General features: G+C 67.5%; 22 protein-coding genes and 2 pseudogenes. 8 read left to right on the forward strand and 16 right to left on the reverse strand.

Features of this window, described 5'->3' with window-relative positions:
- Positions 1-2 precede the first annotated feature (2 nt).
- The gene (locus RJ05_RS01370; RefSeq protein WP_036532072.1) at positions 3-1319 is read right to left on the reverse strand and encodes a class I SAM-dependent methyltransferase; all 1317 of its coding nucleotides are present in this window, start codon (positions 1317-1319) and stop codon (positions 3-5) included.
- Positions 1316-2755: an FAD-binding oxidoreductase gene (locus tag RJ05_RS01375; protein ID WP_081597112.1), complete on the reverse strand. Its 1440-nt coding sequence runs from the start codon at positions 2753-2755 to the stop codon at positions 1316-1318. The genes RJ05_RS01370 and RJ05_RS01375 overlap by 4 nt, the downstream gene beginning before the upstream one ends.
- 207 nt (positions 2756-2962) lie before the next feature.
- Here RJ05_RS01375 and RJ05_RS01380 point away from each other — a divergent pair, with 207 nt between their 5' ends.
- Positions 2963-3397, forward strand: coding sequence for an SRPBCC family protein (locus RJ05_RS01380; protein ID WP_036532146.1), 435 nt, complete (start codon positions 2963-2965; stop codon positions 3395-3397).
- A gap of 42 nt (positions 3398-3439) precedes the next feature.
- On the opposite strand, the gene RJ05_RS01385 is transcribed toward RJ05_RS01380, so the two are convergent.
- The 3 genes from RJ05_RS01385 to RJ05_RS01395 form a co-directional block, all read right to left on the reverse strand.
- Positions 3440-3793, reverse strand: a complete 354-nt coding sequence (locus RJ05_RS01385) for a VOC family protein (protein WP_036532076.1) — start codon at positions 3791-3793, stop codon at positions 3440-3442.
- Positions 3794-3854: 61 nt separating this feature from the next.
- Positions 3855-4667 carry a MerR family transcriptional regulator gene (locus RJ05_RS01390; RefSeq protein ID WP_036532081.1) on the reverse strand — a complete coding sequence of 271 codons (813 nt, stop codon included), beginning with the start codon at positions 4665-4667 and terminating at the stop codon, positions 3855-3857.
- 33 nt (positions 4668-4700) lie between these two features.
- On the reverse strand, positions 4701-5300 hold the full coding sequence (locus tag RJ05_RS01395) for a hypothetical protein (protein ID WP_036532084.1): 600 nt from the start codon (positions 5298-5300) through the stop codon (positions 4701-4703).
- Between the two features lie 338 nt (positions 5301-5638).
- On the opposite strand from RJ05_RS01395, the gene RJ05_RS01400 reads away from it, so the two are divergent.
- On the forward strand, positions 5639-5974 hold the full coding sequence (locus RJ05_RS01400) for a YbaB/EbfC family nucleoid-associated protein (protein ID WP_036532087.1): 336 nt from the start codon (positions 5639-5641) through the stop codon (positions 5972-5974).
- A gap of 19 nt (positions 5975-5993) precedes the next feature.
- Positions 5994-6602, forward strand: coding sequence for a recombination mediator RecR (recR, locus tag RJ05_RS01405; protein WP_014348574.1), 609 nt, complete (start codon positions 5994-5996; stop codon positions 6600-6602).
- Between the two features lie 22 nt (positions 6603-6624).
- Here the strand turns inward: recR and RJ05_RS01410 are convergent, their stop codons facing one another.
- The 7 genes from RJ05_RS01410 to RJ05_RS01435 all read right to left on the reverse strand — a co-directional run bounded on the left by RJ05_RS01410 (position 6625) and on the right by RJ05_RS01435 (position 12537).
- The gene (locus RJ05_RS01410; protein ID WP_036532147.1) at positions 6625-7266 is read right to left on the reverse strand and encodes a hypothetical protein; all 642 of its coding nucleotides are present in this window, start codon (positions 7264-7266) and stop codon (positions 6625-6627) included.
- Positions 7263-7478, reverse strand: coding sequence for a hypothetical protein (locus RJ05_RS29730; protein WP_081597113.1), 216 nt, complete (start codon positions 7476-7478; stop codon positions 7263-7265). The genes RJ05_RS01410 and RJ05_RS29730 overlap by 4 nt, the downstream gene beginning before the upstream one ends.
- Positions 7479-7596: 118 nt before the next feature.
- Positions 7597-8307: a type 1 glutamine amidotransferase gene (locus RJ05_RS01415; RefSeq protein WP_036532091.1), complete on the reverse strand. Its 711-nt coding sequence runs from the start codon at positions 8305-8307 to the stop codon at positions 7597-7599.
- 11 nt (positions 8308-8318) lie between these two features.
- A complete protein-coding gene (locus RJ05_RS01420) occupies positions 8319-9551 on the reverse strand; it encodes a MurT ligase domain-containing protein (protein ID WP_036532095.1) in 1233 nt (410 codons plus the stop codon).
- A gap of 37 nt (positions 9552-9588) precedes the next feature.
- On the reverse strand, positions 9589-10233 hold the full coding sequence (locus RJ05_RS01425) for a pyridoxamine 5'-phosphate oxidase family protein (protein WP_036532099.1): 645 nt from the start codon (positions 10231-10233) through the stop codon (positions 9589-9591).
- A gap of 76 nt (positions 10234-10309) precedes the next feature.
- Positions 10310-12073 carry a hydroxysqualene dehydroxylase gene (locus RJ05_RS01430; protein ID WP_373365045.1) on the reverse strand — a complete coding sequence of 588 codons (1764 nt, stop codon included), beginning with the start codon at positions 12071-12073 and terminating at the stop codon, positions 10310-10312.
- A 125-nt stretch (positions 12074-12198) separates the two neighbouring features.
- Positions 12199-12537, reverse strand: a complete 339-nt coding sequence (locus RJ05_RS01435) for a WXG100 family type VII secretion target (RefSeq protein ID WP_036532104.1) — start codon at positions 12535-12537, stop codon at positions 12199-12201.
- A 90-nt stretch (positions 12538-12627) separates the two neighbouring features.
- Between RJ05_RS01435 and RJ05_RS01440 the strand changes: the two genes are divergently transcribed.
- Positions 12628-14319 (forward strand): alpha/beta hydrolase, encoded by a 1692-nt coding sequence (locus tag RJ05_RS01440; protein WP_036532107.1) that lies wholly within the window; start codon positions 12628-12630, stop codon positions 14317-14319.
- A 1-nt stretch (position 14320) separates the two neighbouring features.
- Positions 14321-14887 carry an LppA family lipoprotein gene (locus RJ05_RS01445; protein WP_051016077.1) on the forward strand — a complete coding sequence of 189 codons (567 nt, stop codon included), beginning with the start codon at positions 14321-14323 and terminating at the stop codon, positions 14885-14887.
- 28 nt (positions 14888-14915) lie between these two features.
- Here RJ05_RS01445 and RJ05_RS01450 read toward each other — a convergent pair whose 3' ends face one another.
- From RJ05_RS01450 to RJ05_RS01460, 3 genes are all read right to left on the reverse strand, one after another.
- Positions 14916-15290 (reverse strand): type II toxin-antitoxin system VapC family toxin, encoded by a 375-nt coding sequence (locus RJ05_RS01450; protein WP_036532109.1) that lies wholly within the window; start codon positions 15288-15290, stop codon positions 14916-14918.
- On the reverse strand, positions 15287-15544 hold the full coding sequence (locus tag RJ05_RS01455; RefSeq protein WP_036532112.1) for a type II toxin-antitoxin system Phd/YefM family antitoxin: 258 nt from the start codon (positions 15542-15544) through the stop codon (positions 15287-15289). Before RJ05_RS01455 ends, RJ05_RS01450 begins: the two co-directional genes overlap by 4 nt.
- Positions 15545-15614: 70 nt before the next feature.
- Positions 15615-16586 (reverse strand): EamA family transporter, encoded by a 972-nt coding sequence (locus tag RJ05_RS01460; protein ID WP_036532114.1) that lies wholly within the window; start codon positions 16584-16586, stop codon positions 15615-15617.
- A 93-nt stretch (positions 16587-16679) separates the two neighbouring features.
- On the opposite strand from RJ05_RS01460, the pseudogene RJ05_RS01465 reads away from it, so the two are divergent.
- A pseudogene (locus tag RJ05_RS01465) lies at positions 16680-17571 on the forward strand (LysR family transcriptional regulator).
- Positions 17572-17599: 28 nt separating this feature from the next.
- Here RJ05_RS01465 and RJ05_RS29160 read toward each other — a convergent pair.
- Positions 17600-18736, reverse strand: a pseudogene (locus RJ05_RS29160) (MinD/ParA family ATP-binding protein); the annotation flags it as partial.
- Between the two features lie 39 nt (positions 18737-18775).
- On the opposite strand from RJ05_RS29160, the gene RJ05_RS31245 reads away from it, so the two are divergent.
- Together RJ05_RS31245 and RJ05_RS31250 are read left to right on the forward strand one after the other, a co-directional pair.
- Entirely contained in the window at positions 18776-19087 is a 312-nt protein-coding gene (locus RJ05_RS31245; RefSeq protein WP_162140619.1) for a hypothetical protein, read from the forward strand.
- Between the two features lie 207 nt (positions 19088-19294).
- On the forward strand, positions 19295-19522 hold the full coding sequence (locus RJ05_RS31250) for a hypothetical protein (RefSeq protein WP_138445828.1): 228 nt from the start codon (positions 19295-19297) through the stop codon (positions 19520-19522).
- Positions 19523-19715 lie beyond the last annotated feature (193 nt).

The following is a 19715-nucleotide window of genomic DNA, read 5'->3' on the forward strand; positions in this document are numbered from 1 at the left end:
CTTTACGGCTGCCACCACGGCCGCAGCGGCAGCGGATTGCGGCCGTCCGGACCGAGCTTCACACCGAGCACCTGATGCAGCTGAACCACATTGCGCTGGAAGCCCAACCGGCTGCCCGCCATATACAGGCCCCACACCTTCGCGGTGCCCTCACCGGCTTCGGCGACGCAGGCGTCCCAGTTCTCGACCAGGTTCTTGCACCATTCGGCCAGCGTCAGCGCGTAATGCTCACGCAGGTTCTCCTCGTGCATCACTTCCAGCCCGATGTTCTGGATCTCGGAGATGATCCGGCCCGAACCGATCAGCTCACCGTCGGGGAAGACGTAGCGGTCGATGAAATCGCCGGCCTTGGTGGTGCGGGTGTTGTCGGGGCGGGTGATGCAGTGGTTCAGGAACAGCCCGCCGTCGCGCAGCTTGCTCTTGATGAAGCCGAAGTAATACGGGTAGTTGTGCACGCCGATGTGTTCGGTCAGCCCGATCGAGGACAACGCGTCGAATCCGGTTTCCTGGACGTCGCGGTAATCGGAATGGCGCACTTCGGCCAATTCGGACAGACCTTCTTCGGCGATCTTCTTCTGCGCCCATTCGGCCTGCTCCGCCGACAGCGTCGCGCCGATCACCTTGACGCCGCGCTTGGCGGCATAACGCACCATTCCGCCCCAGCCGCAGCCGATATCGAGCAGCCGGTCGCCTTCCTTCAGCCGCAGCTTGTCGAAGACCAGCCGGTACTTGTTCTCCTGCGCCTGTTCCAGCGTCCAGTTCTCGTCGCCGTAACAGGCGCAGGTGTAGGTCATCGACGGGCCGAGCACATGCTCGTAGAAGGCATTGGAGACGTCGTAGTGGTGGTGGATGGCCTCGGCGTCGCGGGTCTTGGAGTGGCGCAGGCCCTCCATGGCGATGCGCCGCCAGCGCGGCACCGTCTCCTGCGGCGGCGGCGGAACCGGGCGCAAGCGCTCCCAGCCGAGCGAACGGGCGATGGTCAGCAGCGCCAGTGCCGACGGGCGGCGGAACTTCAGGCTGTCCATCGCCCGCAGGATCTCGTACGGATCGCCGGGATGGACGCCGGTGACCGTCATATCACCGGAAATGTAGGCGCGCGCCATGCCGAGATCGCCGGGCGCGGTGGCCAGATAGTTGATGCCGCGCGGGGTCTCGATATTGAGCGCGAACGGCGAATCCTCCGGTCCGGTGGCGCTGCCGTCGTAGGCGGTGAACCGGATGGGGACCTCGCCCTCGACCAGGGTCTCGAAGATTTCGGCGATCGTGAGCTTGGTGCCCAGATCCGCGAAAACATCGGATCGATCCTTGAACGTCGTCATTTGCGTTGCACCGCCTTCGAATACAAATCCAGCAGGCGCTGGTCCGGGTCGTAGCGTTTCTTCAGTTCGGTGTAGCCGTCGCCGCCGTAGAGTGCCGCGAACTCATCCTTGTCGTAGTACGAATCCGAGTACAGCGATTTGTGCCCGTCGAACTCGGTGACGGTCTGCTCGATCGCGCGGTTGGCCGCACCCTCGATCTGGCCCGGCACGGTCGGTACCGCCGACCAGAACCCGACATTGACGTAGGTGCGGTCCGGCTCCAGCGGATACAGCGGCCACGGGCGCGCGGTTGTTCCCGGAACCCTCGGCTCGCGCAAGCGCAGCGGGCACAGCCAGATCGGCTCGATCGGAATCTCGCGCAGGAACCACTCGACGAAGTCGGCGGTGCGCTCCACCGGCACCTCGATGTCCTGCACCACCCGCTCCTGCGGCGGGTTGCCCTTGCGCGCCTCGAGCTTGTCGCCGATGTGGTAGCGGCGGTCGAGGGCGACCAACTTCCAGTAGAAGCTGCTGCGCCGGTACTTCTTCGGCCAGAACCGGCGGATCTTCGGGTTCTGCGTGCCGAAGGCGCGCGAGCACCAGAACCAGTCGGTGTCCCAGCGCCACAGATAGTCGTGGATGGTGAGCCGGTCGCGTTTCGGCGCACCGGAATCGTGCTGGATGGACCGGTAGTAGATGTCCATGCCGGTGTAGTCGCTGACCGGGCCGGGCTCGTCGGTCTGCCTGCCGAGGGTCAGGTAGCTCTCCTCGGCGGTGAAGACCACGCCGTCCAGGTAGTCGACCTGTTCGCCGTCGTAGCTGCGTTCGTCGACGATCCTGGCCAGGGTCGCCTCGAGTTCGCGCACATCGTGGAAGCGCAGGTGGCGCAGCGCCACATACGGCTGCACGGTTTCCAGTTCGATCTTCAGCCGGGTCGAGTAGCCGAGGGTGCCGTAGGAGTTGGGGAAGCCGCGGAACAGATCGGCGTTCGGGCCGTCGGGGGTGGCGGTGATGATCTCGCCCGCGCCGGTCAGCACGTCCATTTCCAGCACCGATTCGTGCGGAAGGCCGTTGCGGAACGAGGTCGATTCGATACCGAGCCCGGTGACGGCGCCGCCGAGGGTGATGGTCTTCAGCTGCGGCACCACCAGCGGAGCCAGTCCGTACGGCAGGGTCGCCGCGACCAGATCCTCATAGGTGGTCATGCCCGCGACATCGGCGGTCTTGGTGACCGGATCGACCGCGATGACCTTGGTCAACCCGGAGACGTCCAGGCCGGGAGCGGTGTTCTTCGCTCTGGCCCGGAACAGGTTGGAGGTCTTCTTGGCCAGGCGCACGTCGGCATCGCGTGGGATGGCGCGATAGCTCGCGAGGAGGCGTTGCACGCCTTCTCGATGCGCTGCGAACCCGGATTCATATGCGGCCGGAGCGTGGCCGGCCTTCCCCAACAGACTCACTGCCACTCCTCGACGCTAATACTCGCGATCATGGTCGGCCACTGTGAGGTCCCCGACTCGGATGAAATGTCACGCATATGTTGCACCGTGTTCGAACCGGCGGCGAGCGGAATTCGGCAAAGCGGTCGCCGACCGGGCGCCGGGCGGGCGCCGGAGGCGGCAGGGCAGGATGGGGTCGAGATACCGCATCCGGACAAGGAGTTCATCGTGGGACAGGTCAGTGCCAGCAGTTCGATCGTGGTGGGAGCGGATCCGCAGCGCACACTGACGGCGATCGCGGACTACGTCGATGTGCGCCCGCGCATCCTCACCTCGCACTACCGCGACTACCAGGTGATCGAGGGTGGCCAGGGCGCCGGAACGGTGGCCCAGTGGACCCTGCAGGCGACCGAGAGCCGGCAGCGCAATGTGCGTGCCACGGTGTCGGTCTCGGAGTCCGAGGTCGTCGAGCGCGACGCCAACTCGTCGATGGTCAACACCTGGACGGTGACACCCGACGCCGCCGGTTCGCAGGTCACCCTGTCCACCACCTGGCAGGGCGCGGGCGGCATCAAGGGCATCTTCGAGGGCATCTTCGCGCCGTTGGGGCTGAAGAAGATCCAGGCCGAGGTGCTGGCCAACCTGAAGAAAGAGCTGGGCTGAGCCGGGTGCCGGCCGGGTCGTCGCCCGGCCGGCATCTTCCGGTCAGTCGTGGTCGCCGATATCGAACAGATTTCCTTCCGGGTCGGCGAGGGTGGCCCACTTGATCCCGTACTCGTCGTAATCGGCGATGTGCCGGGCGCCAAGGGAGACCGCGCGTTCGATTTCCTCGCGCCACTGCCTGGTCGCCAGATCCAAGTGCACGACATTCTTTCCGGGCGTTTTGTCCGGAACGCGGAGGAACATCAGCGGCGTCGTCATTCCGGAGCTGCGGCCCACTGTCGAGTAATACTCGGTCGCGTCCGGATCCACCGGATGGCCGAGTAACCGGGAATAGAAATCGGCCAGCTTGCCGGGATCGTGGCAGTCGATGGTGACGTTGGCGATGGACAGGGTCATCGGTGATCTCCTTCTGGCGTGCGCGGGTCTGTTGACTGCCGGATAACCGGCGCGGTGCGGCTCACGCGGCGATCGGCCAGCACAGTTCGGTGCGGTAACCGGCCGGATCGGGGCAGCGGTCCGGTCCGATCAGGTAGAGCTCGCGGATCGGTTCGGCCACCGCGATGTCGTGTTCGGCGACGTGGGTGCCGAGCGCGCCGTAGACGCGGTCGATCTCGCTGTAGGGGCCGTCGTGGACGGCGACGGCGAAATCGCGGGCAGGCAGCGTCGTCAGGGTGAGCCCGTCCGGGAAATCGCCGGTCGTGTCCGCGGTGACGGGGACGAATCCGACCACCTCGCCGGCCTCGGCGGTGAAGAACTCGGGCGCGTAGCCGGCTCCGGCCACCCCGGCGGCCCCGAGCCCGGCCGAGGCGAGCGCCTCGTCCAGCATCGGGAACGTCTCGGCGCACCACCGGTCGATCTGTTCCCGCGCGACGACCGCGGTACGGGTGAGCGCGGTGAACGCCGGAACCCGGCGATATTCCACCCGCAGCGGCGGCGCGGCGGTGAGCAGCCCGCGCAGCGACGCGACCACTTCCTGGGTGCGCCGCAGCTGCCTCTCCATGCGCAGCAGATGCGCGCGCAGCGCCGCGTCGCGATCGGCCACATCCTCGGCCGCGAGCACCGCGCGGATCTCCGGCAGCGGCATGTCCAGCTCGCGCAGCCGGCGGATGAGCTGTGCGTCGGCGACCTGCTCGGTCGAGTACCGCCGATAGCCGGTGCCCGCGTCGACCTGGGCGGGCACCAGCAGCTCGATGTCGTGGTAGTGGTGCAGGGCTTTCACGCTCAGGTGGCTCAGCCTGGCGAACTCGCCGATCGGGACGATCGCTGTCATGACCTGAGCAAATACCCTCCGGCTACCGGAGGGTCAAGCCAGCACGAACGCGAGCAGCAAGGTGGTCTGGACGGCGCCGCGCCACCAGGAGTAGCCGAACCAGACACCGGGGCTGACCTCCCGGATCTCGTCATAGACCTGCGGTGTCGGCGAGGGGGCGTAATTCAGCGCCCAGGTAGGCGCACCGTCGACCAGGGCGGGTGCGGTGTAGATGTCGGCGCGCCAGGCTTCGATGCCCGCTCCGGTGACTCGATTCATCAGCCACCCGCCGTCCGGGCCGGTGTAGAAGGTCTTACCGATCCACAGCGCCGGCGCCAGCGCCTGCATCACCGGCGGACGCGTGACCCAGCCGTTCTTGACGCCGCTGGGTACTGCTCCGCGCGGTGCGGCCTTGAAAATGGCGTCCTGCTGTTCCGGACTGCACCGGAAGCGCAGGGAGTCCACGGTGGCCGCGCGGTTGGCCGGGTCGATGACACAGCCGCCGCCGTAGTCGGTGGCCACCGGTGCCGGGTCGGCGCTCGCGGCGGGAGCGGAAATCATCAGCACCGCGGCCGCGGCCGCACACAGGACGGTGACCGGTCTGCGTGTGGTCCGAGCGCGCCGGATCGGGTTCGTCGGGTTGTCGCGGGCCATCCGAGCCTCCTCGGTGTGGGTTATCCCCCCCCGGGGGTCGGCGTCGAGGAACGCTGCGTGATCGCGTATCCACGCGGTCTCTCGGCGGGCCCACCGGGGTGGAAGCGGGCCTATCGCTGATCCTATGCCCGCCCGCGCGCCTCTCGTCGGGGATTCGAGGCAGGTCAGTGCGCCTCCCTGCGTCCGCGAACCCAGCCGGTACTCCGTCCCGCCGGTCATGGCTCGGCCGCCCGCGCGATCGCTGCGGCGGCGCCGGGCGTGCGGCCGCCGCGACGTGGCGAGTCCACTAGGCTGGCGATGACAGGTTCCGCAGATCGGCTGGAGAAGAGGTAACAGGCGTGCAGCCCGGTGGTCAGTTCGATATGCAGCAGATACTCGCCCAAGCCCAGCAGATGCAGGAGATGATGGTCGCGGCGCAGGCCGAGATCGCCGCCGCCGAAGTCGAGGGCCAAGCCGGCAATGGCCTGGTCAAGGTCACCATCAAGGCCACGGGTGAGGTGCAGTCGCTGACCATCGATCCCAAGGCCGTCGACCCGGACGACGTCGAAACCCTGCAGGATCTGGTCATCGGCGCGATCAACGACGCCATGGCCAACGCCCAGCAGCTGGCCTCGGAGAAGCTCGGCCCGCTGGCCGGCGGCGCGGGCGGGCTGCCCGGCCTGCCCGGCATGTGACCGACCGGAGTCAGCGCAGGTGTACGAGGGCCCGGTCCAGGATCTGATCGACGAGCTGGGCAAACTGCCAGGCGTCGGTCCCAAGAGCGCGCAACGCATCGCCTTCCATCTGTTGCAGGTGGAGCCGCCGGAAATCGACCGGCTGCAAGCGGTGCTGCAGAAGGTGCGTGACGGCGTGCGCTTCTGCGCCATGTGCGGCACCGTCGCCGACGGCGAGCTGTGCCGCATCTGCGCCGACCCGCGCCGCGACCGAACCATGATCTGCGTCGTCGAAGAACCCAAGGACGTCCAGGCCATCGAGCGCACCCGCGAATTCCGCGGCCGCTACCACGTACTCGGCGGCGCGCTCGACCCGCTCAGCGGGGTCGGCCCCGACCAGCTGCGGATCCGGGAACTGCTGGCCCGCATCGGCAATCAGGAAGACGGCGTCGACGTCACCGAGGTGATCATCGCGACCGACCCCAATACCGAGGGCGAAGCCACCGCCACCTACCTGGTGCGGATGCTGCGCGATTTTCCCGGGCTCAGCGTCACCCGGCTGGCCTCCGGCCTGCCGATGGGCGGCGATCTGGAGTTCGCCGATGAGCTGACGCTCGGCCGGGCACTGTCGGGGCGGCGCGCGCTGTAGACCGCCGGGTTCGGCCCGGTTCTCAGAGTTTCAGCTTGCTCCAGGTGACGTCGTCGAGCGCGGCGCGGTCGCCGGTGGCCCAGGCCCAGATCAGCTCCGACACCCTGGACGCATCGTCCAGGGTGGTGGTGAAGTGCTTCTTCGGCGACCCGTCGCGGTACTCCAGGATGTATTCCGGCTCCTGGTAATAGGTCTGGATGTAGTCCTGCTCGCCCCGTGACACCACCAGGTACGGGTTCGGCGCGGCCAGCTCGGCCACCCAGCGATCGGTCAGTGGCTTAGTCAGATACGGGAACTCGCCCGCCCCACCGTGCGACACCTCCACCGGCACATGTCCCGCCGGATCAATCAGCCAGGTGAGCTGCGGATCGTAGACAGCGTAGTTCTGCGGCGTCGCGAGCCGGAACAGCAGCTCACGCACGAATCCGATGGCGTCGTACGGGCTCGAGATCTGCAGCACCGTTCCGGTGTCGGCACCGCCGACCGGCGCCGAGTTGAGAAAGGTGTCCTCCTCGGGCAGCTCCTCATTGCGCCGATTCACCTCGGCCGCGATGGCCGCGACGATCTCACTTTCCGGTTGCCCCTGCTGGGCGGTCAGGTACGCATCGACCTCGGCCGGAGTCGCGGCCGCGCCGGAGGGCAACAGAATGTGGTCGTAGCTCACCCGGCCAGCGTACGGGTGAGCGCCGGCAAAGGAGAACCGCAGCCACACCCACCCGCGAGATCCGTGCATTCGACGATGAAGGTGTGTCTGGCATGGTCGAAATCGAAGCAGTCGGCGTCGGTGCATTCCGCAATACGCCCCGCATGCAGCACCAAGGTGCCATGGCAGTGATCGAGCGCCGCCGCACAGGACGGACAGTTCGTCGCGCGCATATCGCCTCCAACCGTCTGAGTCCGTACCTCGTGCATAGCACCGGGGTGTGCCGGGCAGTGGGACGTTACCCCGGCGCGTGTCGTGATCAGGCACACGCCCTCGTCCTGCCGTCCGCAGTCAGGCGCGCAGTCGTTCGCGCCGCAGCTGGTCCACCTCGGGCAGATCCAGCGGTTCCAGGGAATCGACGCCAAGTGCGCGGGCGAGGATGAGGTCGGCGAGTTCCGGGTTTCGGGCGAGGGCCGGGCCGTGCATGTAGGTGCCGATGACCGAGCCCTGGACGACGCCCTCGAGGCCGTCGCCGACGCCGTTGCCGACACCGCGGGTCACCCGGGCGAGTCCGGTGGCGCCGGGGCCGAGGGAGGTTCCGCCGCGGTGGTTTTCGAAACCGGTGAGCGGCGCGGACAGGCCCGGGATGAGCGGGGTGGTGGTCACTTCGCCGATGGCGCGGGTGTCCTGGGGCGAGGTGGTGGCGTCGAGCAGGGCGACGCCCTCGACCCGCTCACCGGATGACGTCTCGTACCACTGGCCGAGCACCTGGATCGCCGCGCAGATCGCCAGCACCGGTGCGCCTTTCGCGGCGGCCTGCTGCAAACCGGGGTAGCGCTGGAGGTGGCGCGTGGCCAGCCGCTGCGCCGAATCCTCCGCGCCGCCGAGGGTGTAGATGTCCAGCGAGTCGGGCACCGGATCGGACAGCGTGATCTCCACGATCTCGGCGTCGTGGCCGCGCATCCGCAGCCGCTGGCGCAGCACCAGCGCGTTGCCGCCGTCGCCGTAGGTGCCCATCACATCGGGCAGGACCAGCCCGATCCGCACGGTCGATTCACTCATCGGGTTGCCTTTCAGCGGGCGTCGAGATCGCGGTTCAGGTCGCGGAACGCGGTGTAGTTGGCCAGCACTTCGACCCGGCCCGCGGGGCAGGAGGCGATGGCGCGCAACGGGTCCGCGATCGTGGTGTGCTCGACACCGGCGTAGGTGAGCCGGACCGCCAAATCGGTGGCGCGCTCACCGGCGGCCACCACCTGCACGCCTTCGAAGTGTTCGAACCGCACGTCCCACAGCCAGGACAGATCCTCACCGTCGGGCACCTGCCCGTTGACGGCGATCACCAGCCCGGCGGCATCGTGATCGATCATCGACAGCGCTTCCTGCCAACCGGCCGGATTCTTGGCCAGCAGCAGCCGCGCCGAATGCTCACCGACCTGCACGGTCCGGTAGCGGCCCGCGATCTCGCGCACCGTACCGGCCGCCGCGGTCGCCTGCGCCGGATCCGCGCCGAGCGCGACCGCGGCGGCCACCGCCTGCGCGGCATTACCGCGATTGGCCCGGCCGGGCAGCGCCAGCCGCAGCTCGGCGGTGAATTCGTCGGGGCCGCGTAGCTTTTCCCCGTCCAGCCACCAATCCGGTTGCGGGCGCTGGAAATCGGCGCCGGTGCTGCGCCAGTGCTCGCCCTCCCAGACGATCGGCTCGCCGCTGCGCGGGCAACTGGTGGCGTCCATCGCCCAGCCGCTGCCCGCGGCCACCCACACCACGTTCGGGTGGTCGTAGGCGATGGAGGTGATCAGCACGTCGTCGCAGTTGGCGATCACGACGGTGTCGGGGTGGCGGGCCAGGCCCGCGCGCAGTTTGCGCTCGATCATATTGATCTCGCCGACCCGGTCGAGCTGGTCGCGGCTGAGGTTCAGCAGTACCACCGCGGCCGGATTCAGCGAATCGGTGACGTGCGGCAGGTGCAGCTCGTCGACCTCGATCGCGGCCAGGCCGGCGGTCCGGTTCACGCTGAGCGCGGCCACGATGCCGGCGTCCATATTGGCGCCGTCGGCCTGGGTGGCGACATCGCCGAGGGTGCTCAGCGCCGCCGTCGTCATCCGGGTGGTGGTCGATTTGCCGTTGGTGCCGGTGACCAGCACCGTTCGCCGTCCGCGACCCAGTTGATCCATGATCGTCGGATCGATTTTCAGGGCGATCAGCCCGCCGATCATCGACCCCTTGCCGCGACCGGCCTTCTGCGAGGCCCACGACGCCGCAGCCGCCGCCCGCAGCGCGATCCGCCCGCGCACCGATATGTCTGCCACGCCGCGAGTCTATGTTCGCCGCGCGCGGCGGGCCGGGTCAGGTCGGGGAGTCGTTATAGAGCTTGCGCTCGTAGTTGGCCGCCGAATAGTAGGCCTCCAGGTCTTCGACACTTTCGGTGACATTGGTCTGCACTTCTTTGACCAGCCGTGCCGGGCTGGGCAGGGTGTCGACGGGCCAGTGCTGCGGCTCCCAGAGGTGGCTGCGCATGAACGCCTTCGCGCAGTGGAAGAAGATCTGCTCGATGTCGACCTCGACCGCGAGGATCGGCCGGTGCCCGCGCACCACCATGTCCTCGAAGTACGGCGCGTCGCGGACCAACCGCGCCCGGCCGTTGATGCGCAGCGTCTCGCGCCGGCCCGGGATCAGGAAGATCAGCCCGACGTGCGGGTTGGCCAGGATATTGAGGTAGCCGTCGGCGCGCCGGTTGCCCGGACGTTCCGGGATGGCGATGGTGGTGTCGTCGAGCACCTTGACGAACCCGGCCGGATCGCCCTTCGGTGAGGCGTCGCAGTTGCCGTCGGCGTCGCTGGTGCACATCACCAAGAACGGGGTGAGCGCGATCCACTCCCGGTCGCGCGGATGCAGGGCGACACGCTCCTTGCTGACCGCGCGGGGCATGACCGCGCCGAGCAGCTCCCTGAGTTCGGCGGGATCGGTGATCTCAGGGGCGTTGTCGCTCATGGCAACGATTCAAACATTCGCGGTGGTGCGCGACGAACCCATTTTGTCCGGGTTCATCGAGTCGGATATCTCACCGTCAGATATCGAGATCGAACAGGTTCGGCTCGCCCCTGGCGTAACGGTCGGCGTCGACCTGGCGCAACGGCTCCAGTTCCGGCGAACGGTACAGCGTGAAGGTGCGGCAGCGCGGGGCATTCGATTCGGTCACGTCGAGCAATGCATTGACAGCCCCGCGAGCAGACTCGCTCGCGCCCTCCATGGTGGCCAAGTCGATATCGGTGCGTACGTAATCACCGGCGAGGAACAGGTTTTCCAGCGCGCCATGGGGATTCGGGCGCGCATCCCAGGAGCCCGCGGTATTGATGAGCAGCGGGTCGGCATTGACGTTGCGGCGCTGCTCAGGCCGCCAGGTGATGCCGGGATCGAGGAACCAGGAGTGCAGATCGGCGTCACGCAGCACCGGACCCCGGTCGTTGAGATGAGCGGTGATCTGCGCCCAGGTCTCGCGGGCGATCTCCTCGTGGGTGCATTCCTTGGCCGGCTTGCCGTACAGGATGCCGGGGGTGTTCCAGTTGGAGATGTCCACCGACAGGCAGTCGGCCACGGTGCCGTCACCGAATTCGGGGAGCTTGCGGGTCCAGAGCTCGTTCTGGCTGATCGAGGTGAGGGCCCACGGCGAATCGATGAAGGCCGCGTGCCCGGAGACGATGTCGGGTGCGGTGCGCAAATAGAACTGGATGCCGTTCATCCAGTCGGTGGAGAGGCTGTCCATGGCGGCCAGTTCGGGGCGGATCGCGCGGATATCCGGCGACCAGAGCGTGCGGGCGCGTTCGGCGGGCAGCGCCACCACGTAGTGGTCGGCCTCGACGGTGCGCGCGGATCCGGTGCCGTCGACGATGCGTGCCCCGCTGATCCGCCGGTCGCGCACGTCGAGCCCGCGCACCTCCGCGCCCAGTTCGAAACGCACGCCGAGCCCGCGCAATAACGCCACCCACGGGTCGATCCACGCGTCGTTGGTCGGCCCGTTCAGCACCCGGTCCAGATCGCCGTCGTTGCCGATCTTCAGCGGATTGCCGAGGAACTGCTCGCCCATATTGCCGATGGTGCGGGCACTGGCCTTGTCCTCTTTGGCCGCCACCAGCAGGCTGGTGAGGGTGCGCGAGAGCAGGGCGCGGAATTCGTGGGATCGCTTGTGCCCGTGCACGAAATCGTGCCATGACATGTGCTCCCACTGGCCGAAGCGGCGGGCGTCGCAACTGCTGAAGAAGACCAGCAGCCGGTTGGCGAAGAACGCGCCCTCGGCCGGCGGCATCTTCAGCGCGGTCGCGATGGCGGCGCCCATCGTTTCCCGGAAACCCTGCGGGGTCGCCGTCGCCAGATGCGCGGCGCCGAGCGGGAGCCGGAAGTCGTCACCGCCGCGGCGCGCGAACCGCGCTTCGGACGCGGTGACCAGGTTGTTCCACACACCATTCGGGTTGGCGCCGAACGGTATTCGCCGCATGGTGTCGGGAACATGGTGGTAGAAGCCGGGGAAGAAGCGGAAGCCGTGCTCGCCGGGCAGATCCGGGCGGCCACCGGTCCCCGAGCCCGGAACCCCCATGCTGCGAGCCTTACCGCCCAGTGCCCGGCGTTCGTAGACGGTGACCTGGAAGCCGCGTTCGGCCAGCTCGTGCGCCGCCGTCAGCCCCGCGACCCCACCGCCGAACACCGCGACCCGCGTACCCGGTCGAGCGGCCGCCGACCCCGCCCCGAGCGCCCCCGCCGATGCCAGACCGACCCCCGCCGCGACCGCCCCGCGAAGCACCGCCCTCCGCGATACGGTCCACTGTTGTTTCGCCATGCGCCGCTCTGCTGCCTAGCCTTAGGGACCTCACTGATTGCCGACCACTTTAAGCGCACGTCGATGGGGCGGATGTCCGGGTTGGCCAAAGTTGCGGTGTACCGCCCGAGCGGGCGATGTGATCGCTATGTGTCAGGCTGGAGATTCAGACTCGTCGGCTGCTGCGGCGCCTGCCCGACCAGCACATCCGCGGTCGCCTGGTCCTGGGCGGCGAGGCTGTCCGCCGTTGTCTTCAGCGACTCCGCCATCTCGCCGAGGTTCTTCGACAGCAGCGTGCGGCGGTCGTCGAGGTAAGCGATGAACCGGGAGAAGGCGGGCACGGCCTCCCCCTTCCACGCCTCGTGACTGTCGGCAATGGCTTGATCGGTCTCACGCAACGCCGTGCCGGAATCGGTGAACAACACGTCGAGGCGCCCCGCCGCGGCACGCAACACTTCAGGATCGGCAGAAATCTGATCAGCCATCTTTCCCCCTTGGCCTATTGAAATCGCCTGTCCCCGATACAATACCCATCGACACTGATAGCGCACAGAGTCCGGGGGGACGCCGAATTCATGATTCTGCCCGATATCCGCTGGTGGAACGAACTGGCACTCGAGATGCTCGAGACATCGCTGTCACGCCGGATCAGCACAATCGAAGACGTCAACAAGCAGCTGGCCGACATCGCGAAACTCCCCGGTTGGGAAGGTGACGCCGCCGACGCCGCTCGCCGCCGGTTCGCCGACACCTCCGATCAACTCACCGACGAAGCGGCCGCACTCGGCGCGGTCCGAAACTTGACAACCCAAACCCGCGAGGCCGTTAAGCACTTGAAGCAGACCCTCGCCACCATCGACCGGCGCGCCACCGAAGCCGGCCTCGAAGTCTGGGACCACGGCCACGTCACCATCGCCGACAAGCCCGACGCCCCCGACCCGGCCTCGGTGGAAGCGCTGCGCCTCGAATTGATCGACGCCGCTCGCGCCGTCATGCGCCAAGCCGACGACATCGTCGCCGACGCCGCCGTCGTCCTGAACAAGGCCGCCAACGGTGAGATCACCGACAACGGCGCCACCGATGTCGTCGCGGCATCCGCCGCCGGTGCCGCCCAAGGCGGCCTCACCGCCCCCGCCCCACCCGAAAACGCCTCCCCGCGTGAGAACAACGCCTACTGGGACGCCCTCGACGACCGCCAACGCCGCGAAATCATCGACCAGCACCCCGAGTGGATCGGCAACCGCGACGGAATCCCCTCCATGGCGCGCCACGAGGCCAACGTCAACCGCATCGACGACGAGCGGACACGGTTGACGGCGGAACGGGACCGGTTGAAAGACGAGCTGAAGGACGACCCGGGACCGCCCAAGAATCCGAACGCGCCGATACCGAACGCGGACAAGAAGGCCGAACTCGCCCAGGTCGAAGCGAAGCTGACAGATCTGGATTCGCTCGAACGCACGCTGGACAAGCATCCGTTGGATCCGAACAACCCCGACACGGGTGCACGACTGTTGTTGCTGGATATGCGATCAGGAGACAAAGGCATGGCCGCGATTGCGATCGGGGACCCCGACAATGCAGATCATGTCTCGGTCACTGTGCCAGGGGTTTCCACCACCGTGCCCTCGCTCGATGGTATGGCCAATGAGGCAGTGGCAGTCCAGCGCGAAGCTCACAAGCAGTTGGCATCCAACGGACAACCAGACGATCGAGTGGCAACCATTGCTTGGCTAGGGTACGAGCCCCCTCCAGACCTCGGGCTAGATGCGGCCGGTACAGGTCGCGCGGAAGCAGGGGCACCGAAGCTGGCAAGCTTCTTCGACGGGTTGGATGCAGCTTCGAACAAGCCAAACCCGCATATCACAGCCCTGGGCCATTCCTACGGCTCGTATACGACAGCACTCGCACTCCAGGAACTCGGCCCGGATAACCCCGTCGATGATGCGGTCTTCTATGGCTCGCCAGGTATCAATGCCGACGACGAGAGCGACCTAAATCTCGGTCAGGGGCATGGATTCGTCATGCGAGCACCGGATGACCCCATCTCCTGGGCTGACGACTACGGCGTCTTCGGTCCAGATCCGGTAACCACCCAGCTCGAGCAACTCTCGGTACTCGAAGCGACCACACCCGATGGTGTCCAGCGCGAAGACTCCAACGGCCACAGTGAGTATCCGAGGCCGAGTGGAAACGGTGAGCTGCGCACGGCCGGATACAACATGGCGGTAATCGTTGCGGGCTTACCACATTTGGTGGTGCGTTGAGATGACCGCTGTCAGTATCGCCCGGACATTGATTCCGATCCTCCTGACGGTCGTCGCACTCAGCGGATGCGGCAGCCGGCTTGATGATCCCGACCATCCACCTACCCCCGAAGAAATCGCACACGCCGAAGAAATGATGCGGCGATTGCCATCAGTTCATGCCACCGAGTCGCAGCTCTTCGGCCTCATCCAGAGGATCGCTGAAACCGCGGCACCCGCACTCAACTGGGAGATAAAAGTCGATCGAGGCCAGAACACACTGGGGTGTCCGGGCCCCTACTCGAAGACCGACGGCGTGTCGATGGCAACCGATAGTCTTTACTCGCCGATCCCGATTACCGATACGGAATGGCCTGAGGTCCTCCGAATCACCCGTGACCTCGCCGCACAACACGGCATCACCGCACTCACTGTGCGCGCCGACGAACCCGGACACCACGACGTCACACTGCACTCCCCCGACCACGGCAACGAGATCAGCATCGGATCGCGCAAAGCCGCGCTTATTACCGGTTTGACCGGCTGCCGCTTCCGCGCCGACGACCTCCAGAACCCGCCGGCGAAGTAGATGAACCGCGTACGCCTACACGCCTGAATCACACCGGCAGGATGTCCACGTCGTACTTCTGACACCACGGGTCGGCGGTGACCAGCCGAAGTCGCTCACATTGGGCCTGCGCGACGAGCATTCGGTCGAATGGATCCCGATGGATCAGCGGGAGTCTGCCCGCGACGGTGCCATGGCGGTGACCGATCGGCAGTTCGAGGAAGCCACTGTCGCGCAGTAGTTCGGGGAGGTCCGGCGGTCCATCAAGCTTCCCCACCGCCTGCTTGATCGCGACTTCCCAGATCGTCGCCGCGCTGAGATACACCTCGGGTTCGTGATCCAGTATGTCGTTGAGGTCGTCGGAGAGCCGGGGATCACCGTCGAGCCACCACAGCGCGACGTGAGTGTCGAGCAGCAGACTCATGTCGTCATCCCGAAGTCGCGGGCGATCTCGGCGTTCGTTTCCTCCGAATCCCAGTCGGGCGCGAGCCGGAGGGCGCCCCGAAGGGAACCGCGGCCTCGGCGATCGACGCGCCGCTTCAGTGGGACAACCTTCGCCACCGGGTGCCCGGCGCGACTGATGATGATCTCTTCGCCGTGCTCGACGCGCTCGATGATCCGCGACAAGTTCGTCTTCGCATCGTGAATATTGAACTGCTCAGCCGCACTGCCCGACATGAGAACCTCCTTAGCTAAGAGGTTAGTCCACTGCGTTCGGTTTGCCCAGCGGGCGCAAGCAACGGGCGGGTCAGCACATGACGTGAGATTCGGACCGGCTAGGCGTGGTCGAGGGCGAGACGGTGGGATCGGCGGAGGGTTCGCTGCTCGCCGAATCGATCCGCTTTCGCGGCGCGGCGGTTGCCGCGAAGGCCCCCGCGATGACGACCACACCACCGATGAGGCTTGCCGCTGTGGGTGTTTCTTCGAGGAAGGCCCAGCTGGCTGCGATGCCCACCACCGGAACCAGCAGCGAGAAGGGGGCGACGGCGCCCGCCGGGTAGCGGCTCATGAGGTAGGTCCACAGGCCGGAGCCGACGACGGTCGCGAGCAGGGCGATGTAGGCGAGGGCTGCGAGGGCGGGCCAGCCGGTGGGGGAGAAGGTTGCGGCCAGGTCGTGGAAGCCGGTGGTCGGGCCTTCTAGCGCGGCCGACAGGGCGAACAGGGGCAGGACGGGGACGACGGCGATCCACAGGGTGAGGTGCAGCGGGTTGACGTCCGGTGATTCCTGGCCGGCGCGGCGGGCGCCGATATTGCCCAATGCCCAGCCGAAACCGCCGGCCAGCGTGAGCAGCACCGGGATCAGGCTGGCGTGCGCGAAGCGGTCCCAGCCGATGATCGCCATGCCCGCGACCGCCGTCACCAGGCCGGCGACCTGGATCGGACGGATGCGTTCGGCCAGCAGCAGTGCGCCGAGCGCGACCGTGAACGGTGCCGACGATTGCAGCACCAGCGACGCCAGCCCGGTCGGCATGCCCACGCGCATGGCGGTGAACAGGAACGCGAACTGCAACATGCCGAAACCGAGGCCGTACAACAGGATCCACCGCCAGCGCACATCCGGGCGCGGGATGAACAGCAGGACCGGGACCGCGATGACGGCGAAGCGCAGCGAAGCGAAGAAGAACGGCGGCAGATGGTCGAGTCCGATGCGGATGGCGAGGAAGTTCAGCCCCCACAGCAGGACGACGGTCAGTCCGAGCAGGCGGTCGCGGGTGGTCACGCATTCCAGGATGGACGCGGCGAATGCTCAGAACAATCGAATTGATCTGCACTATCTGTGTAGCATTGCTTAATGGATTCCGTGGGTTCGCCGATGTCGCTGGAGCGCCTGCGGGTGTTGCGGGAATTCGCCGACCGGGGCACGGTCGCGGCGACGGCGGCCGCGCTGTCCATGACGCCATCGGCGGTATCGCAGCAGCTGAAGGTGCTCGCCAGGGAAGCGGGTGTGGCGCTGCTCGAACCGGACGGGCGTCGGGTGCGGCTCACCGACGCCGGTCACGCGCTGGTGGTGCGTGCCGATGAAGTGCTCGCCGCGATGGATCGCGCCGTCGCCGAGATGGCGCACTACCGCGGCTCACCGCGCGGGCGGGTGCGGGTGGCGGTGTTCCCGTCCGGTGGTGCGTTGCTGCTGCCGCGGGTGCTGCCGGCCCTCGCCGACAGCGGGGTGGAGGTCGTCGCGCGTGATGAGGATGTGCCGCCCTCGGAAACCCATCGCCTGCTCGCCGATTACGACATCGTGCTCACCCACCGCGACGAACGCGCCGCGCCGCTGGCCGGTCCGCGCATCGCCGCGCGTGTGCTGATGCGCGAACCGATCGATGTGGTCGTCGCACCGACGCATCGGCTGGCCGGCCAGGAGTCGGTGACCCCGGCCGAGCTGGCAGACGAGAGCTGGCTGAGTGTGCGCGGCGGCTTCCCGGTCGACGATGTACTGCGCTCGATCGCCACGGTCACCGGCGTCGAGCCTCGAATAACGCAGCGCCTCAACGAGTTCCGCATGATCGAGGTGTTGGTGGCGACCGGTTACGGTGTGGCGCTGATGCCGCGCCACGCCGTCACGCACCCGGATCTGTCGGTCCTGCGACTATCCGGGGTACGTGCCGCGCCTGTACGAACTCGCTACCCGTCCCCGCGCGGACGCCCGCCCGGCCATAGCCACCGTGCTCGACGCCTTCATCGCGGCCGCCGCCGCCATCCCGGGCTGAGCCTTTCCGCGACCCCGGCGCCCGACTATTAGCGCCCGTACGGCTGCTGACTCGCCGCGTACCCGAAGTCGTCGGCCACCATCGCCGCCAATTCCAGCAGTGCCCGCCTGGTCGGCTTGCTCACCAACTCCAGATCGATTTCCGCGCCCTCGGCGAGGTGGTCGTCGAACGGCACCACCTGCACCGCGCGGGTGCGGTCGAGGAACAGCTTGCGCAGCTGGTCGATATCGACCGAGGAGGCGCCGCGTCGAGAGGCGTTGACCACCACGACCGTTCGCTCCACCAACTTGCTGTAGCCATGGTGGTCGAGCCAGTCGAGGGTGGCCGATGCGCTGCGGGCGCCGTCGATCGCCGGCGAGGTGACCAGGACCAGTGAGCTGGCCATATCGAGCACACCGGCCATGGCCGAATGCATCAGGCCGGTACCGCAGTCGGTCAGGATGATGTTGTAGAACGACTGCAGGATGCCGATGGCCTTGCGGTAATCGGCCTCGCTGAAGGCTTCCGAGACCGCTGGATCCTGTTCACTGGCCAGCACTTCCAGTCGGCTCGGTGCCTGTGAGGTGTGCGCGCGGACATCGGAGTACCGGGTGATGTGCTGGTCTTCGAGCAGGTTGCGGACCGTCGACCGGGTTTGCCGCGGCACCCGATGCGCGAGGGTGCCGAGGTCGGGGTTGGCGTCGATGGCGATGACGCGGTCACCGCGCAGCGAGGCGAAGGTGGAGCCGATGCCGACGGTCGTTGTGGTCTTACCGACACCGCCCTTCAGCGACAGGATCGCGATCCGATAGTCGCCGCGCACCGGCTGGTTGACGCGTTCGACCAGGTCGGCGTGCACCACATCGGCCGCCGATTCACCGGGGTTGATGAGGCCACGGGAGGCCTTGTGCACGGCCCGGCGCCAACCGCTGCGCGGCGCCTTGCGCGCCCGCTTGAGCAGGTTCAGGTCGTTGACCGAGTGTCCGGGTTGACCGGGCTGCGGCATGTGCTGCGGCACGAACGGCTGCTGCTGCCCCGGCTGCTGGGCCTGCGGCGGGCCGCCCTGCCAGTCCGGTGTCTGGTACTGGCCGGTCGCTGGTCCGCTCATGCCGGTCGGCGCGGACTGCTGCATGGGTGGCTGGTAGGTCGGCTGCGGCGGCACCGGCGGCGGGGCCCAGCTGTTGATGGCGCCGCCGTGCGGGTCGCCGCTCTCGGGCATCGGATGATGGTTGCTCTGCTCGGGCGCCGCCGGCGGCGCCTGGAACTGCTCGCCCTGCGGCGCGAAACCGCCCCCGGCGAACTGACTCTGGCCCGCGTCGAACTGCTGGCCCGGCGGCTGCGAGAACTGGCCGGGGCCGCCCTGCTGCTCGAATTGGCCAGGGCCGGGCTGCTGCTCGAACTGCCCGCTGCTGTCCGGCGCGAACTGGCCTTGATTCGGCTGGTCGAACTGTCCGGGCGCCGGCGGCTCGAATCCGCCCTGATTCGGCTGCTCGGGGTAGGGACCGGGGCCCGTCTGCGAGAACTGACCCTGCCCTGACGAATCGAACGGCCCGGGCGGCGCGAACTGGCCGGGAGCCGCGAAAGTCCCCTGCTCGGGGAACTGGCCGGGAGGTGCGAAGGAACTCTGTTCGGGGAACTGGCCGGGGGGAGCGAAGGAGCCCTGTTCGGGGAACTGGCCGGGGGGAGCGAAAGTCCCCTGTTCGGGGAACTGGCCGGGAGGTGCGAAGGAGCCCTGTTCAGGGAATTGACCGGGGGGAGCGAAGGATCCCTGCTCCTGGAAAGGCCCGGGAGCCGGCGCGGGGAACTGGCCGGGCTGGGCAAACTGCCCGCTGGTGTGCGGTGCGGGCTGTTCGGGGAACTGACCGGGCTGCGCGAATTGTCCGCTGGTGTGCGAAGAGAACTGCCCGGGTTGCGCGAACTCGCCACTGCTGTGCGTATCGAACTGCCCGGGCGCCTGCTCGAACTGCGCTGATGCCGAAGCGCCGGCAGTGGCGAACTGATCAGCGCCGGACGATGATTCGTCGACCGAATACACCGACGTCGCGTCCGCGGGACCGGAGCCGTTGCCAGAATCGGCCTCGGGTGCCTCGCCCGCGGAGCTCGATTCGGCAGCCGCGGACGGCTCGGCTTCACCGGTATCGTGCTGCGGCTGCTGCGTCGGGTCG

It is taken from the genome of Nocardia cyriacigeorgica NBRC 100375, assembly GCF_000308555.1.
GTDB lineage: Bacteria > Actinomycetota > Actinomycetes > Mycobacteriales > Mycobacteriaceae > Nocardia > Nocardia cyriacigeorgica.

Bases quoted from the DNA above. Each gene is read 5' to 3' on its own strand.
- RJ05_RS01370 (WP_036532072.1), bottom strand. From the start codon at position 1,319: ATGACGACGTTCAAGGATCGATCCGATGTTTTCGCGGATCTGGGCACC.
- RJ05_RS01445 (WP_051016077.1), top strand. From the start codon at position 14,321: ATGACCGCTGTCAGTATCGCCCGGACATTGATTCCGATCCTCCTGACG.
- RJ05_RS01430 (WP_373365045.1), bottom strand. From the start codon at position 12,073: ATGGCGAAACAACAGTGGACCGTATCGCGGAGGGCGGTGCTTCGCGGG.
- RJ05_RS01425 (WP_036532099.1), bottom strand. From the start codon at position 10,233: ATGAGCGACAACGCCCCTGAGATCACCGATCCCGCCGAACTCAGGGAG.
- RJ05_RS01415 (WP_036532091.1), bottom strand. From the start codon at position 8,307: ATGAGTGAATCGACCGTGCGGATCGGGCTGGTCCTGCCCGATGTGATG.
- RJ05_RS01450 (WP_036532109.1), bottom strand. From the start codon at position 15,290: ATGAGTCTGCTGCTCGACACTCACGTCGCGCTGTGGTGGCTCGACGGT.
- RJ05_RS01455 (WP_036532112.1), bottom strand. From the start codon at position 15,544: ATGTCGGGCAGTGCGGCTGAGCAGTTCAATATTCACGATGCGAAGACG.
- RJ05_RS01395 (WP_036532084.1), bottom strand. From the start codon at position 5,300: ATGGCCCGCGACAACCCGACGAACCCGATCCGGCGCGCTCGGACCACA.
- RJ05_RS31245 (WP_162140619.1), top strand. From the start codon at position 18,776: ATGGTTGCTCTGCTCGGGCGCCGCCGGCGGCGCCTGGAACTGCTCGCC.
- RJ05_RS29730 (WP_081597113.1), bottom strand. From the start codon at position 7,478: ATGCGCGCGACGAACTGTCCGTCCTGTGCGGCGGCGCTCGATCACTGC.
- RJ05_RS01390 (WP_036532081.1), bottom strand. From the start codon at position 4,667: ATGACAGCGATCGTCCCGATCGGCGAGTTCGCCAGGCTGAGCCACCTG.
- RJ05_RS01440 (WP_036532107.1), top strand. From the start codon at position 12,628: ATGATTCTGCCCGATATCCGCTGGTGGAACGAACTGGCACTCGAGATG.
- RJ05_RS01435 (WP_036532104.1), bottom strand. From the start codon at position 12,537: ATGGCTGATCAGATTTCTGCCGATCCTGAAGTGTTGCGTGCCGCGGCG.
- RJ05_RS01385 (WP_036532076.1), bottom strand. From the start codon at position 3,793: ATGACCCTGTCCATCGCCAACGTCACCATCGACTGCCACGATCCCGGC.